The sequence below is a fragment of the Streptomyces sp. NPDC029122 genome (assembly GCF_055569445.1).
Window position 1 is genome coordinate 10,988 of record NZ_JBVHWK010000019.1, and the last position, 14,605, is coordinate 25,592.

Below are 14,605 nucleotides of genomic sequence, written 5' to 3' on the forward strand. Positions count from 1 at the left end.
CACACCCCCCCCCCCCCCCCCCCCCCCCCCCCCCCCCCCCCCCCCCCCCCCCCCCCCCCCCCCCCCCACCCCCCCTCCCCCCCCCCCCCCCCCCCCCCCCCCCCCCCCCCCCCCCCCCCGAGGAGGTACGGGAGGCCGTGGCGGGCTGATCTCGGAGGTACGGGACCGGACCCGTGACACGGGATCTCGAAATTCGAACGTCTTTCCCCGGACAAAACCGGGGTGGTATGTCCGTGATGTACGGTTCAGTGGAGGCTGACCAGGACTTTTCGTCCGTTCTCGCTGACTGGAGCGGCCTTGGCCGCTAGTCTCCGACCAGGGTGAACGAGCAGCGAGCGAATTCCATCGCTGTTCGGGACCTCACCCGGCGTGGTGCCCACGGGCTCCCCGTCGTCCGTATCCGACAGTTCGACATCCGAGGTGACGTAGGCGTGGCTCTTCCGCCCCTTACCCCTGAACAGCGCGCAGCAGCGCTCGAAAAGGCCGCCGCGGCTCGCCGGGAGCGGGCCGAGGTGAAGAATCGACTCAAGCACTCCGGCGCCTCCCTCCACGACGTCATCAAGACGGGCCAGGAGAACGACGTCATCGGAAAGATGAAGGTCTCCGCCCTTCTCGAGTCGCTGCCCGGCGTCGGCAAGGTCCGCGCCAAGCAGATCATGGAGCGCCTCGGCATCTCCGAGTCCCGGCGTGTCCGAGGTCTCGGCTCCAACCAGATCGCCTCTCTGGAGCGCGAGTTCGGCGGTAGCGGCGCCTGAGGCGCTGCCCGAAGTGCTCCCGGCGTTCTCAGGCAGTCCCGAGAACCTGGATAATCGCTCTATGGCAGCAGAGGTTCGTCCGCGGCTGACCGTGCTCTCCGGCCCCTCGGGGGTCGGCAAGAGCACGGTCGTCGCGCATATGCGCAAGGTCCACCCCGAGGTATGGCTCTCGGTGTCGGCCACCACCCGCAAGCCGCGGCCCGGTGAGCGACACGGAGTCCACTACTTCTTCGTCAACGACGACGAGTTCGACAAGCTGATCGCCAACGGCGAGCTGCTGGAGTGGGCCGAGTTCGCGGGCAACCGCTACGGCACACCGCGCGGCGCGGTACTGGAACGCCTGGACAACGGCGAACCGGTGCTGCTGGAGATCGACCTGCAGGGCGCCCGGCTCGTCCGCGAGTCCAAGCCCGACGCGCAGCTGGTCTTCCTGGCCCCGCCGAGCTGGGACGAACTGGTCCGCCGCCTCACCGGCCGCGGCACCGAGTCGGCCGAGGTCATCGAGCGCCGGCTGGAGAGCGCCAAGATCGAACTCGCTGCCGAGTCCGAGTTCGACACCACCCTGGTGAACACCTCCGTCGAGGACGTGGCGCGTGAGCTGCTAGCCTTGATGAAAGTTGTTTGATCGAATTTGTTTCGATCTTCACCCATCTTCGGAAGGTAGAGCGTGTCCTCTTCCATCACCGCGCCCGAGGGCATCATCAACCCGCCGATCGACGAGCTGCTCGAGGCCACGGACTCGAAGTACAGCCTCGTGATCTACGCGGCCAAGCGTGCGCGTCAGATCAACGCGTACTACTCGCAGCTCGGTGAGGGCCTGCTCGAGTACGTCGGCCCCCTGGTGGACACCCACGTCCACGAGAAGCCGCTTTCGATCGCGCTGCGCGAGATCAACGCGGGTCTGCTGACCTCCGAGGCCATCGAGGCCCCGGCCCAGTAGGGCAGCGAGAATTCCTTCACCACAGGCCCGGCAGAACATCTGCCGGGCCTGTGGTGTGTCATAGGTGTCGTACGCGAATCGTCAAGGGGAGTGCGTGGTGGACAAGCCGAAGGTCGTGCTGGGCGTCAGCGGCGGGATCGCCGCCTACAAGGCCTGCGAGCTGCTGCGCCGGCTGACCGAGTCCGGGCACGACGTACGGGTGGTGCCCACCGCGGCGTCCCTGAACTTCGTCGGCGAGGCCACCTGGGCCGCGCTCTCCGGGAACCCGGCCTCCACGGAGGTCTGGGAGACCGTCCACGAGGTGCCCCACGTGCGCATCGGCCAGGAGGCCGACCTCGTCGTCGTCGCCCCGGCCACCGCCGACATGCTGGCCAAGGCCGCCCACGGGCTGGCCGACGACCTCCTCACGAACACCCTGCTCACCGCCCGCTGTCCGGTGGTCTTCGCCCCCGCGATGCACACCGAGATGTGGGAGCACCCCGCCACTCAGGAGAACGTCGCCACGCTGCGCCGGCGCGGCGCCGTCGTCATCGAGCCCGCCGTCGGCCGGCTGACCGGCAAGGACACCGGCAAGGGCCGGCTGCCCGACCCGGACGAGATCTTCGAGGTCTGCCGCCACGTCCTGCGCGGGCGGACCCGGGGCGCCGCCGGGCCCGACCTCGTCGGGCGGCACGTGGTCGTCAGCGCCGGCGGCACCCGCGAGCCCCTGGACCCCGTGCGCTTCCTCGGCAACCGCTCCTCCGGCAAGCAGGGCTACGCCCTCGCCCGCACCGCCGCCGCGCGCGGCGCCCGGGTCACCCTGGTGGCCGCCAACACCGCGCTGCCCGACCCCGCCGGGGTGGACGTCGTACGGGTGGGCACGGCCCTCCAGCTGCGCGAAGCGGTGCTCAAGGCCGCCGCGGACGCCGACGCCGTGGTGATGGCCGCGGCCGTGGCCGACTTCCGGCCCGCCCGGTACGCCGACGGCAAGATCAAGAAGCGGGACGGGCAGGACCCCGAGCCCGTGGCCCTCGTACGGAACCCCGACGTCCTCGCGGAGATCTCCGCCGAGCGGGCGCGGGAGGGCCAGATCGTCGTGGGCTTCGCCGCCGAGACGGACGAGGTGCTCGCGAACGGCCGGGCCAAGCTCCGGCGCAAGGGGTGCGACCTCCTCGTGGTCAACGAGGTGGGCGAGACGAAGACCTTCGGTTCCGAGGAGAACGAGGCCGTCATCCTCGCTTCGGACGGGGCGGAGACGCCGGTGCCCCATGGTCCGAAGGAAGCTCTGGCGGACACCATCTGGGACCAGGTCGCCCCGCGGCTCGCGCCCCGGCGTGACCTCCACCGCGCCTGAGCGTTTCCCTTTTCGCCGGTAGATCCGTACGTCAGAATGGAGTGCCGCAGGTCACACGGCTCCCATAGGGCGAGACGGGTGGTCCGGCGAACGGTGGCGACCGATAAACTGCACACTTGGAACGTGATCGGGCGCAGCCCCCGGTGTGGTTCCGCCAAATGATCAGCCAGCAGCCGCTGCAACCCCAGGGAGCGTTGTGTCCCGTCGCCTGTTCACCTCCGAGTCCGTGACCGAGGGTCACCCCGACAAGATCGCTGACCAGATCAGCGACACGATCCTCGACGCGCTCCTCACCGAGGACCCGACCTCGCGTGTGGCCGTGGAGACTCTCATCACCACCGGTCTCGTGCACATCGCGGGCGAGGTGACGACCAAGGCGTACGCGCCGATCGCCCAGCTCGTCCGCGACAAGATCCTCGAGATCGGCTACGACTCGTCCAAGAAGGGCTTCGACGGCGCCTCCTGCGGCGTCTCGGTGTCCATCGGTGCCCAGTCCCCGGACATCGCCCAGGGCGTGGACACGGCCTACGAGCAGCGCGTCGAGGGCGACGAGGACGAGCTCGACAAGCAGGGCGCGGGCGACCAGGGCCTGATGTTCGGCTACGCCACGGACGAGACGCCCGAGCTGATGCCGCTGCCGATCCACATCGCGCACCGCCTCTCGCGCCGCCTGTCCGAGGTCCGCAAGAACGGGACCATCCCCTACCTGCGCCCCGACGGCAAGACCCAGGTCACCATCGAGTACGACGGCGACAAGCCGGTCCGCCTGGACACGGTCGTCGTGTCCTCGCAGCACGCCGCCGACATCGACCTCGACTCGCTGCTCGCTCCCGACATCCGCGAGTTCGTCGTCGAGCACGTGCTCGCGCAGCTCGTCGAGGACGGCATCAAGCTGGACACCGAGGGCTACCGGCTGCTGGTCAACCCCACCGGCCGTTTCGAGATCGGCGGTCCGATGGGTGACGCCGGCCTGACCGGCCGCAAGATCATCATCGACACCTACGGCGGCATGGCCCGTCACGGCGGCGGCGCGTTCTCCGGCAAGGACCCGTCGAAGGTCGACCGTTCCGCCGCGTACGCGATGCGCTGGGTCGCCAAGAACGTGGTCGCCGCCGGTCTGGCCGCGCGCTGCGAGGTCCAGGTCGCGTACGCCATCGGCAAGGCCGAGCCCGTCGGCCTCTTCGTCGAGACCTTCGGCACCGCCAAGGTCGACGTCCAGAAGATCGAGGACGCCATCGCCGAGGTCTTCGACCTCCGCCCCGCCGCGATCATCCGCGACCTCGACCTGCTGCGCCCGATCTACGCCCAGACGGCCGCCTACGGTCACTTCGGACGCGAGCTCCCCGACTTCACCTGGGAGCGCACCGACCGCGTCGACGCCCTGCGCGCCGCCGCCGGCCTGTAAGCGGCGGAACCGCCGGACGAACGGCCCCGGACCCTCGTGGTCCGGGGCCGTTCGATGTCAGTGGGGTTTGCTAGAAATGCCTGTGTGAGCAGCGCGAACGAGTCCCAGCCGGAACAGCTCGCCCTGATCCGGGAAATGGTCGCCGAGGCGAAGGCCAAGGCGCCCAAGGCGAAGCCGCGCACCTGGCGCGGGGCCGCCGTGGCCGAGGAGCTGCCCGTCGCCCGGGTCCTCGTGAACAAGGGCGTACTCCACCTCGACCGGCTCTTCGACTACGCCGTGCCCGCCGAGCTGTCCGAGGCCGCCCAGCCCGGCGTGCGCGTCCGCGTCCGCTTCGGCGCGGGCGGACACAGGGTGCACGGCGGTCGCCGCGAGGGCGGCGGCCTCATCGACGGCTTCATCGTGGAACGGCGTGCCGAGTCCGACTACGAAGGGGCCCTGGCCGCCCTCGCCCAGGTGGTCTCGCCCGAGGTGGTCCTCGGCCCGGGCATGCTGGCCCTCGCCCGGGCCGTCGCCGACCGGTACGCCGGCAGCCTGGCCGACGTGCTCCAGCTGGCCCTGCCCCCGCGCAGCGCCCGGGCCGAGGCCAAGCCCTCGCCCGCACCGCTGCCCCCGCCCGCCGCTCCCGATCCGGGCGGCTGGACCCGCTACGGCGCCGGGCCCGCCTTCCTGCGGGCCCTGGCCACCGGCGGCACCCCCCGCGCGGTGTGGACGGCACTGCCCGGGCCCGGCTGGGCCGACGAGCTCGCCCGGGCCATGGCGGCCACCCTCGCCTCCGGGCGCGGCGCCCTCGCGGTGGTGCCCGACGGGCGCACCGCCTCCCGGGTCGACGCGGCCCTCACCGCCCTGCTGGGCGAGGGGAGGCACGCGCTGCTGACCGCCGAGTCGGGCCCCGAGAAGCGCTACGGGCAGTGGCTCGCGGTGAGCCGGGGTTCCGTCCGCGCCGTCGTCGGCACCCGGGCGGCGATGTTCGCCCCCGTACGGGACCTCGGGCTGGTCGCGGTCTGGGACGACGGCGACTCCAGCCACAGCGACGACCACGCCCCCTTCCCGCACGTGCGGGAGGTGCTGGAGCTCCGCGCGGTCAGCGACGGTTGCGGCTTCCTGGCCGGGAGCACGAGCTGCACCGTCGAGGCCGCGCAGCTGGTGGAGTCCGGCTGGGCCCGGCCGCTCGTCGCGGACCGCGAGACCGTCCGGGCCGTCGCGCCCCGCATCAGGACCGTCGGCGACGAACTGCTGGCCCGGGACGGGGCGGCCCGCGCCGCCCGGCTGCCCAGCCTGGCCTGGGAGACCGTGCGGGACGGCCTGAAGAGCGGGCCCGTACTGGTCCAGGTGCCGCGGCGCGGGTACGTGCCCCGGCTGGCCTGCGAGCGCTGCCGGACGCCCGCCCGCTGCACGGTGTGCGCCGGGCCGCTGGAGGCCCCCGACGAGCGGGAGCTGCACTGCGGCTGGTGCGGGCGGGCCGAGAGCGCCTGGCACTGCGAGGAGTGCGGCTCCTTCCGGCTGCGGGCCCAGGTGGTGGGCGCGCGGCGTACCGCCGAGGAGCTGGGCCGCGCCTTCCCCGCCGTTCCCGTACGGACCTCCGGGCGCGATCACGTGCTGGACGAGGTGCCCGACCGCCCCGCGCTGGTGGTGTGCACCCCGGGCGCCGAGCCGGTCGCGGCGGGCGCCGGGTACGCGGCCGCGCTGCTGCTGGACGGCTGGGCGATGCTCGGCAGGCCCGACCTGCGGGCCGGGGAGGACGCCCTGCGACGCTGGATCGCCGCCGCCTCGCTGGTCCGCGGCGACGGGCAGGTGGTGGTGGTCGCCGAGCCGACGCTGCGGCCCGTGCAGGCCCTGGTGCGCTGGGACCCGGTCGGACACGCCGTGCGGGAACTGGCCGAGCGGGCCCAGCTGGGCTTCCCGCCGGTGTCCCGGATGGCCGCGGTGGCCGGCCGGGCGGACGCGCTGGAGGCCTTCCTCGAAGCCGCCGACCTGCCGGCGGACGCCGAGGTCCTGGGGCCCGTACCGCTGCCCGGGCGGCGCGGAGAGCCCTCTCCGGGGGAACGGGCCCTGGTGCGGGTCCCGCCGGGGAGCGGGGCCGCGCTGGCCCGGGCGCTGAAGGAGGCGCAGGCCGCCCGGCTGGCGCGGGGCGTTCCGGCGGCGGAGGCGGTCCGGGTCCGGATCGACCCCCCTGACATCGGCTGACCCGGCGCACGCACCGGGTCCGGTGGTCCGGGGCGGGAGGGTGCGGGGACGGTCGGGCCCGGACGTGCGAAACCCCGGCGGGCGGCCACTGGGGCCGCCCCGCCGGGGTGGGGACCGCCGCCGCGCCCGGCCGTCGGGGGTCGGCGTCCCGGCGGAGGCGGGCGGCGGTCAGCCGTTGCGGGGGCCGGGGAAGGCCGAGGTGCGGCCCGCCGGTACGGCCGTGGCGCCGGCCTGCGCCTCCTCGCGCACGGGCTGCGGGGGCACCGAGCGCGCCGCCGGGATGGTGGGGACCGGTCCCAGGGGGCGGGTCGTGGTGCCCTCGGCCAGCGGCTCCGCGGCCTCGGCGGCCTGCGCGCGGCGTGCGCCGTAGCGGCGGTGCACGGCCTGCTTGGTGACGCCGAGCGCCGAGCCGACGGCGTCCCAGGAGAAGCCGAGGGAGCGGTCGAAGTCCACCGCCGCGGTGACCAGCGTCTCTACGCTGTCCCTCAGCTCCTGCGCGAGCCGGACGGTGGGGGCGGGGGCCCTGCCGTAGACGACGAAGCCCGTGGAGGGCCCGGAGCGGCGCGGACGGTACACGTTCCCGAGCTGGGCCGTGAGCGTCCGCAGTGCGTCCACCTGCCGGCGAACCCGCTCGATGTCCCGCACCAGGAGGTGCAGGCTGGCCCGTGCTTGGGCGTCATGGGTGGCGTGGTCGGCCATGGAGAAGCCTCTCGAACCGGTGCTGGAGAGCGGATCGGGCCGCAGACACCGTTCTTGATCGCGGCCCGTTTCGGTCAATCTCTCTTGACCAACGCGTCAGCGGGCGCCCAGGTCACGCACTGGGGGCGTGTCGGCATATGCGAGAGGCGCGTGGGTGTGCGTACGCCCCCCGATACCGCAGGTGGGCCCGGGTGGGCGTCCCATAGACTGGTGTGCTGCTGACAGCCGAGATAGCGAGGTAGGACCCAGTGAAGCTCGTCTTCGCAGGCACCCCCGAGGTCGCCGTACCCGCCCTGGACGCCCTGATCGCCTCCGGGCGCCACGAGGTCGCTGCCGTCGTCACCCGGCCCGACGCCCCCGCCGGGCGCGGGCGGCGCCTGGTCGCCAGCCCCGTCGCCGAGCGCGCCGAGGAGGCCGGCATCGAGGTACTCAAGCCGGTCCGGCCGCGTGACGAGGAGTTCCAGGCCCGGCTGCGGGAGATCGCCCCGGACTGCTGCCCGGTCGTCGCGTACGGGGCGCTGATCCCCAAGGGCGCGCTCGACATCCCCCGCCACGGGTGGGTCAACCTGCACTTCTCGCTGCTGCCGAGCTGGCGCGGGGCGGCCCCCGTCCAGCACTCGATCATGGCGGGGGACCAGGTCACCGGTGCCTCCACCTTCCGCATCGAGGAGGGCCTCGACACCGGTCCCGTCTTCGGGGTCCTCACCGAGGAGATCCGCCCGACCGACACCAGCGGCGACCTGCTGACCCGCCTGGCCTTCGCCGGGTCCGGACTGCTGTCCGCGACCATGGACGGGATCGAGGACGGCAGCCTGCGCGCCATGGAGCAGCCCGCGGAGGGCGTCTCCCTCGCGCCGAAGATCACCGTCGAGGACGCCCGGGTCGACTGGAACGCGCCCGCGCTGCGCGCCGACCGCGTGGTGCGCGGCTGCACCCCCGCCCCGGGGGCCTGGACCGTCTTCCGCGGCGAGCGCCTCAAGCTGATCTCCCTCGGGCTCGTCCCCGAACGCACCGACCTCGCCCCCGGCGTGCTGGCCCCGGCCAAGAACAACGTCCACGTGGGCACCGGCTCGCACGCCGTCGAGCTGCTCTGGGTGCAGCCGCAGGGCAAGAAGCCGATGAAGGGCGCCGACTGGGCCCGCGGGGTGCGCATCGCTCCCGGCGAGCGCCTGGGCGCGCCCGTCGTAGGCTGATCCCGATCCTCCCCTTCGCAACCGCACCTCGTAACCCCGGAGCACCTTTCACGTGAGCGAACAGCCCCGTCGTCGTCCCGTCCCCAAGACGGGCGCCGGCAAGCAGGCCAAGCCCTACCGCCGGCCGCAGAAGGACCCCGTCCGGATGCTTGCCTTCGAGGCGCTGCGGGCGGTGGACGAGCGCGACGCGTACGCGAACCTGGTCCTGCCCCCGCTCCTGAAGAAGGCCCGGCAGGACGAGCGGTTCCAGGCGCGCGACGCGGCCCTGGCGACCGAGCTGGTCTACGGGACCCTGCGCCGGCAGGGCACGTACGACGCGGTCATCGCCGCCTGTGTGGACCGGCCGCTGCGCGAGGTGGACCCGCCGGTCCTGGACGTGCTCTCGCTCGGCGCGCACCAGCTGCTGGGGACCCGCATCCCCACCCACGCGGCGGTCTCCGCCAGCGTGGAACTGGCCCGCGTGGTGCTCGGCGACGGGCGGGCGAAGTTCGTCAACGCCGTGCTGCGCAAGATCGCCGCCCATGACCTGGAGGGCTGGCTGGAGCGGGTCGCGCCGCCGTACGAGGAGGACGCCGAGGAGCACCTGGCGGTCTACCACTCCCACCCCCGCTGGGTGGTCAGCGCCCTGTGGGACGCGCTGGGCGGTGGCCGCGCCGGGATCGAGGACCTGCTGGAGGCCGACAACGAGCGGCCCGAGGTGACGCTGGTGGCACGCCCCGGCCGGTCCACGCCGCAGGAGCTGCTGGAGGCGGTCGGCGAGGATTCGGCGCTGCCCGGGCGCTGGTCCCCGTACGCCGTCCGGATGGCCGAGGGCGGCGAGCCCGGCGCGCTGGAGGCCGTGCGCGAGGGGCGCGCCGGTGTGCAGGACGAGGGCAGCCAGCTGGTGGCCATGGCCCTGGCGGCGGTCCCGGTCGAGGGCCGTGACGAGCGGTGGCTGGACGGCTGCGCGGGTCCGGGCGGCAAGGCGGCCCTGCTGGGTGCGCTGGCGGCGCGGCGCGGGGCGTTCCTGCTGGCCTCCGAGAAGCAGCCGCACCGGGCGCGCCTGGTCGAGCGGGCCCTGTCCGGCAACCCGGGCCCGTACCAGGTCATCGCGGCCGACGGCACCCGGCCGCCGTGGCTGCCGGGCTCCTTCGACCGGGTCCTGATGGACGTCCCCTGTTCGGGCCTGGGGGCGCTGCGGCGCCGTCCGGAGGCCCGCTGGCGGCGTCGCCCCGAGGACCTGGAGGGCTTCGCGCCGCTCCAGCGGGCCCTGCTGCGCGAGGCCCTGTCCGCCGTGCGCGTGGGCGGTGTCGTGGGCTACGCGACCTGCTCGCCGCACCTGGCGGAGACGCGGGTGGTCGTGGACGACGTCCTCAAGGGCAGGGGCGCCGGGGCGCAGCCGGTGGCGGCCGAACTGATCGACGCCCGCCCGTACATGGAGGGCGTACCGGCGCTGGGCGACGGCCCGGACGTCCAGCTGTGGCCGCACCTGCACGGTACGGACGCCATGTACCTGGCCCTGCTGCGCCGGACGGCCTGAGGCCCCGGCGGGAGCGGTCACCCTTCCACGGAGCGCCGGCCGCGGATCGGCGACAGCAGGGTCGGTACGAAGGAGAGCGCCAGCAGGGCCGCACCGGCCCAGAGGGTGGTGCGCAGGCCGGCGAGCTCCGCGAGGAGGCCGGAGGCTGCCGAGCCGAGGGCGATGGCGCCGGTCAGCATGAACCGGAAGGTGGCGTTCATGCGGCCGAGGAGCGGGTCCGGGGTCAGGTGCTGGCGGAGGCTGACGCCGAGGACGTTGCCGCTGCCGATCGTCACGGTGGACACGAGCCAGCCCGCCCCGGCCACCCACAGCCACGGCCCGCGGTCCGCCATCGGGACCAGCAGGGCCGCCGGTGTCAGGCTCAGGGTCAGGGCGGGGCCGTAGCCTGCCCGGGCCGCGAAGGGCCGGGCCAGCCGGGCGCCGCACAGCAGCCCCGCCCCGCCCGCGGCCCAGAACAGGCCGAGCGCCCCGGCGGACAGGCCGAGCTCGGCCACGAAGAGCACCGGCAGCATGGCGTTGATCATGGAGCCGCCCAGGTTGTTCAGACTCGCCGTCAGCGCCAGGGCGCGCAGTTCCGCGTGGCCCAGTACGTGCCTCAGCCCCTCGGAGATCTGGGCGCGCAGCGGGATCCGCGCGGCGGCGGGCGGCTTGGGGACGGGACGGACGCTCAGCATCCGCAGGCCGGAGCCGAGGTGCCCGAGGGCCGCGCAGGCCAGCGCTACGGGGGCGGTCAGCAAGGCGATCAGGGCGCCGCCCGCGCCCCGGCCCGCGATGTTCGCGACGGCCATCAGGGTCACCAGGGCGGCGTTCGCGCGGACCAGGCCGCCCCGGCCGACGAGCTGGGGCAGGGCGCTCTGGGAGCCGACGTCGCCGAACACGGTGGCGCAGCCGGTGAGGAGCACGACGGCGTACAGCTGGGGCAGGGTGAGCAGGTCCAGCCACCAGGCGAGCGGGAGGGAGGCGACGAGCCCCGCCCGGGCGAGGTCGGCGGTGATCAGGACCCGGCGGGTCCGCAGGCGGTCCACCCAGGCGCCGGCCGGGAGGCCGATGAGCAGGAAGGCGGCGGTGGACAGGGCCGCGAGGGCGCCGACCTGGGCGGGGCCCGCGTCGAGGGCGGTCAGGGCGAGCAGGGGGACGGCGATGTAGCCGGTGTTGGCGGCGAACTGGCTCAGGGTCGCGGCGCCGAACAGGGCACGGAAGTCGGGATTGCGCCAGGGGCCGTCGTCGGCGGGGGGAACGGTGGGGGAACCGGTGGCGGGGGCGGTTGTCATGTACGTAACGGTGGCCGTGGGTCACCGCGAAGGACAAGCGAGTATTGGTGGCTTGATCAATTAAGCTGTGCTACGAGAACCGCGAGTTCCGGGGCCGTGGCCGGAAGTGCCCGGGGGCATGGCAGGCTTGGGGCATGGCCGTTCAGATCAATCCCAGCATCCTGTCCGCCGACTTCGCCCGTCTCGCCGAGGAGGCCAGGGCCGTCGAGGGGGCCGACTGGCTGCACGTCGACGTCATGGACAACCATTTCGTCCCGAACCTGACCCTCGGCGTGCCGATCGTGGAATCCCTCAGCCGGGCCACGGACATCCCGCTGGACCTGCACCTGATGATCGAGGACCCGGACCGCTGGGCACCGCAGTACGTGGAGGCCGGGGCCGGCTCGGTCACCTTCCACGCCGAGGCCGCCGCGGCCCCCGTGCGCCTCGCGCGGGAGATCCGGGCCAAGGGCGCACGAGCGGCCATGGCGCTCAAGCCCGGCACCCCGATCGAGCAGTACGAGGACATCCTCCCCGAGCTCGACATGGTGCTGATCATGACGGTCGAGCCCGGCTTCGGCGGCCAGTCCTTCCTCGACATCATGCTCCCCAAGGTCCGCCGGACCCGGGAGCTGATCGCCAAGCACGGGCTCGACCTCTGGCTCCAGGTCGACGGCGGGGTCTCGGCCACGACGATCGAGCGGGTCGCCGAGGCCGGCGCGGACGTGTTCGTGGCGGGCAGCGCGGTCTACGGGGCGGTCGACCCCGCCGCAGCGGTCCGCACCCTGCGCGAGCAGGCGGGCGCGGCCATCGCCGCCGCGCCCTGGGCCTGCGACCACTGAGGCGGGCGGCCAGGGGACGGCTCGGTGAACGGAAGCCGTCCAGGCTGATCAATGGCCGTTGGATCTGACAGGATGAACGGCGAGTCGAGAGTGTGAACACGACAGTGTGAACAGCAGTGAGGAGAGCGCGGTGTCTGCAATGTCGGCGGGACGGTCAGCCCTGCGGATGGGACCCGCGGAGCTGGTGCAGGCGGCGGCCATGGCGCGCCGCTTCTATCTGGAGGGCAAGTCCAAGATCCAGATCGCCGAGGAGTTCGGCGTGAGCCGCTTCAAGGTGGCCCGGGTCCTGGAGACCGCCCTCGAACGCGACCTCGTACGCATCGAGATCCGGGTACCGGCGGAACTGGACGCGGAGCGCTCCGACGCGCTCCGAGCCCGCTACGGGCTGCGGCACGCCGTCGTGGTGGAATCGCCCGCCGACGCGAGCGAGGACGCCCCGGACCCGGAGAACCTCGGCGCGGTGGCGGCCGACCTGCTCGGTGAGCTCGTCAACGAGGGCGACGTGCTCGGGCTGGCGTGGGGGCGGTCGACCATCCACATGGCCGCCTCCCTGCACCGGCTGCCCCCCTGCACCGTCGTCCAGCTGACCGGCGTGTACGACGCCGGGACCGCCGAGCGCGGCTCGGTGGAGGCCGTACGCAGGGCCGCGCAGGTCTCCGGCGGGGACGCGCACCCGATCTACGCCCCGATGCTGCTCCCCGACCCGGCGACCGCGGCCGCGCTGCGCAGCCAGACCGGGATCGCGCGGGCCTTCGAGTACTTCGACAAGGTGACCGTCGCGGCCGTGTCCATCGGTTCCTGGGAGCCGGGGATCTCGACCGTCCACGACATGCTGACCGACGAGGAGCGGGCCCACTACGCCTCGCTCGGCGTCGCCGCCGAGATGTCCGCCCACCTCTTCGACAAGGAGGGCCGCCGGGTCGGACGGGACCTGGGCGAGCGCTGCATCACCGTCGAGGCGGACCGGCTGCGCCGGATCCCCGAGGTCGTGGCGATCGCGGGCGGGCTGCGCAAGGCCTCCGCCATCGGTGCGGTGCTCCGCTCCGGGCTGGTGACCAGCCTCGTCACGGACACGGCGGTCGCCGACTACCTGCTCACCGAGTCCGAACCCGGACTGCGGCCGGCCCTGGACCGGGCCGACCCCGACGACTGACGGGCACCTTCCGGCCGGTGCGGCGGGGGCGTCCGGGGCGAAGGGTGCGCAATCGAGACCTGCGCATGGGACCGCGGGGCGCTCCGGGGGCGCATACTGATTCTGATGACCAAGTCAGCAGTACCTCGCCGTCATTTGCCGTCAAGCCCGTTCAAGGCCCCCGCTGAGCCGCCCCTGAGGCGGTTCGACGTCGGCGACCGGGTCAGTCACGACGAGCACGGCCTCGGCCGTGTCGTCGGTGTGGAGGAGGGGGTCGCCGTCCTCGTCGACTTCGGATCGGTCCAGAAGCGCATCCTGAGTCCTTACTTCAAGATGTCCGCACTCTGACACCGCCTGGCTGTTCGCCACCGGATCGGATATTTGGCACGATCGGGGCATGATCCGCAGGAGCGTGCCCCGATCCTTGACGCGTGCGCTCGGGTTGCTGTTCCTGTGCGCCGCGCTGACCGCTGCCCTGGCGGGCTGCGGAGCCAAGGACGCCCCGGCGCGGCTCCCGTCCGCGGCGAGCACCGCCGCCGCTCCCGCGTGGGCGGAGGGCATGCCGACCGTACGGGCCGACGCGCTGCCGCCGCAGGCCCGCGAGGTACTCGCGCTCATCGACAAGGGCGGCCCGTACGCCCACCGGCAGGACGGGACCGTCTTCGGCAACTTCGAGAAGGTCCTGCCGAAGCGGAAGCGCGGCTACTACCACGAGTTCACGGTGCGCACGCCGGGCGAGCGCGGCCGCGGGGCGCGGCGGATCGTGACGGGTCAGGGCGGGGAGTTCTACTACACGGACGACCACTACGACACCTTCAAGGCGGTTCTGCGATGAGCCTCGACCCGCGGCCGCTCGCGTCCGCCCTGGCCGCCGCGCAGGAGGCCGGCTGGAGCGTCGTACGGCTGGACCTGGAGGGCGTGCGGAGCAAGGCGGCGCTGATGCGGCGCTGCGCGCGGGCCCTGCGGGCGCCGGAGTGGTTCGGCGGGAACTGGGACGCGCTGGCCGACGTACTGGCCGACCTGTCCTGGCTGCCCGAGGCGCCCGGGCGGCTGCTGGCGGTGACCTCGTGGCGCGGCTACGCCGCCGACCGGCCGGACGACTGGGACACCCTGAGGGAGATCCTGGAGGGTGCGGCGGACTTCTGGCGGGAGCAGGACGGCGCTCCCGCGCTGACGGTGCTGCTGGCCGCGCCGGAGCCGCACTGAGGCGTCGGCCGGGGCGCGGCCGTGGTGCCTCCGCTCGGGGGGGGGCCGGGGGGGGACCAAGAGGGGGGGCGCGCCCCCTTCCTCGCCCCCGCTGCCCGGGGGGGGGTCGGCCCCAAGAGAAAAAAAGGGAACTTGCCTCATTCGCCC

The 14,605-nt window shown here is 73.6% G+C and carries 15 protein-coding genes; 13 read left to right on the forward strand and 2 right to left on the reverse strand.

The window, feature by feature from the left end; translation table 11 throughout:
* Window positions 1-431 precede the first annotated feature (431 nt).
* From ACZ4WZ_RS21750 to ACZ4WZ_RS21775, 6 genes are all read left to right on the forward strand, one after another.
* A complete protein-coding gene (locus ACZ4WZ_RS21750) occupies window positions 432-755 on the forward strand; it encodes an integration host factor (protein WP_030234009.1) in 324 nt (107 codons plus the stop codon).
* Window positions 756-816: 61 nt separating this feature from the next.
* The gene (gmk, locus tag ACZ4WZ_RS21755; protein WP_467892648.1) at window positions 817-1,380 is read left to right on the forward strand and encodes a guanylate kinase; all 564 of its coding nucleotides are present in this window, start codon (window positions 817-819) and stop codon (window positions 1,378-1,380) included.
* A gap of 42 nt (window positions 1,381-1,422) precedes the next feature.
* Window positions 1,423-1,695, forward strand: coding sequence for a DNA-directed RNA polymerase subunit omega (gene rpoZ / locus ACZ4WZ_RS21760; protein ID WP_004948662.1), 273 nt, complete (start codon window positions 1,423-1,425; stop codon window positions 1,693-1,695).
* Between the two features lie 97 nt (window positions 1,696-1,792).
* Window positions 1,793-3,028 carry a bifunctional phosphopantothenoylcysteine decarboxylase/phosphopantothenate--cysteine ligase CoaBC gene (gene coaBC / locus ACZ4WZ_RS21765; protein ID WP_467892799.1) on the forward strand — a complete coding sequence of 412 codons (1,236 nt, stop codon included), beginning with the start codon at window positions 1,793-1,795 and terminating at the stop codon, window positions 3,026-3,028.
* 196 nt (window positions 3,029-3,224) lie between these two features.
* The gene (metK, locus tag ACZ4WZ_RS21770; protein WP_467892650.1) at window positions 3,225-4,433 is read left to right on the forward strand and encodes a methionine adenosyltransferase; all 1,209 of its coding nucleotides are present in this window, start codon (window positions 3,225-3,227) and stop codon (window positions 4,431-4,433) included.
* 54 nt (window positions 4,434-4,487) lie between these two features.
* Window positions 4,488-6,617: a primosomal protein N' gene (locus tag ACZ4WZ_RS21775; RefSeq protein ID WP_467892651.1), complete on the forward strand. Its 2,130-nt coding sequence runs from the start codon at window positions 4,488-4,490 to the stop codon at window positions 6,615-6,617.
* Between the two features lie 168 nt (window positions 6,618-6,785).
* Here the strand turns inward: ACZ4WZ_RS21775 and ACZ4WZ_RS21780 are convergent, their stop codons facing one another.
* On the reverse strand, window positions 6,786-7,316 hold the full coding sequence (locus ACZ4WZ_RS21780) for a hypothetical protein (protein WP_467892652.1): 531 nt from the start codon (window positions 7,314-7,316) through the stop codon (window positions 6,786-6,788).
* 248 nt (window positions 7,317-7,564) lie between these two features.
* Here ACZ4WZ_RS21780 and fmt point away from each other — a divergent pair, with 248 nt between their 5' ends.
* Window positions 7,565-8,509, forward strand: coding sequence for a methionyl-tRNA formyltransferase (gene fmt / locus ACZ4WZ_RS21785; RefSeq protein ID WP_467892654.1), 945 nt, complete (start codon window positions 7,565-7,567; stop codon window positions 8,507-8,509).
* 52 nt (window positions 8,510-8,561) lie between these two features.
* Window positions 8,562-10,028: an RsmB/NOP family class I SAM-dependent RNA methyltransferase gene (locus ACZ4WZ_RS21790; protein ID WP_467892655.1), complete on the forward strand. Its 1,467-nt coding sequence runs from the start codon at window positions 8,562-8,564 to the stop codon at window positions 10,026-10,028.
* A gap of 17 nt (window positions 10,029-10,045) precedes the next feature.
* Here ACZ4WZ_RS21790 and ACZ4WZ_RS21795 read toward each other — a convergent pair whose 3' ends face one another.
* Complete coding sequence (locus ACZ4WZ_RS21795) at window positions 10,046-11,299, reverse strand: MFS transporter (RefSeq protein WP_467892656.1); 1,254 nt, start codon at window positions 11,297-11,299, stop codon at window positions 10,046-10,048.
* 134 nt (window positions 11,300-11,433) lie between these two features.
* Between ACZ4WZ_RS21795 and rpe the strand changes: the two genes are divergently transcribed.
* The 5 genes from rpe to ACZ4WZ_RS21820 all read left to right on the forward strand — a co-directional run bounded on the left by rpe (window position 11,434) and on the right by ACZ4WZ_RS21820 (window position 14,458).
* Entirely contained in the window at window positions 11,434-12,120 is a 687-nt protein-coding gene (gene rpe / locus ACZ4WZ_RS21800; protein WP_388943631.1) for a ribulose-phosphate 3-epimerase, read from the forward strand.
* 139 nt (window positions 12,121-12,259) lie between these two features.
* Entirely contained in the window at window positions 12,260-13,273 is a 1,014-nt protein-coding gene (locus ACZ4WZ_RS21805; protein ID WP_042800630.1) for a sugar-binding transcriptional regulator, read from the forward strand.
* 105 nt (window positions 13,274-13,378) lie between these two features.
* A complete protein-coding gene (locus ACZ4WZ_RS21810) occupies window positions 13,379-13,600 on the forward strand; it encodes a hypothetical protein (protein WP_388943635.1) in 222 nt (73 codons plus the stop codon).
* Window positions 13,601-13,649: 49 nt separating this feature from the next.
* The gene (locus ACZ4WZ_RS21815) at window positions 13,650-14,087 is read left to right on the forward strand and encodes a guanyl-specific ribonuclease (protein ID WP_467892658.1); all 438 of its coding nucleotides are present in this window, start codon (window positions 13,650-13,652) and stop codon (window positions 14,085-14,087) included.
* Window positions 14,084-14,458, forward strand: coding sequence for a barstar family protein (locus ACZ4WZ_RS21820; RefSeq protein WP_467892660.1), 375 nt, complete (start codon window positions 14,084-14,086; stop codon window positions 14,456-14,458). The genes ACZ4WZ_RS21815 and ACZ4WZ_RS21820 overlap by 4 nt, the downstream gene beginning before the upstream one ends.
* Window positions 14,459-14,605: the final 147 nt, after the last annotated feature.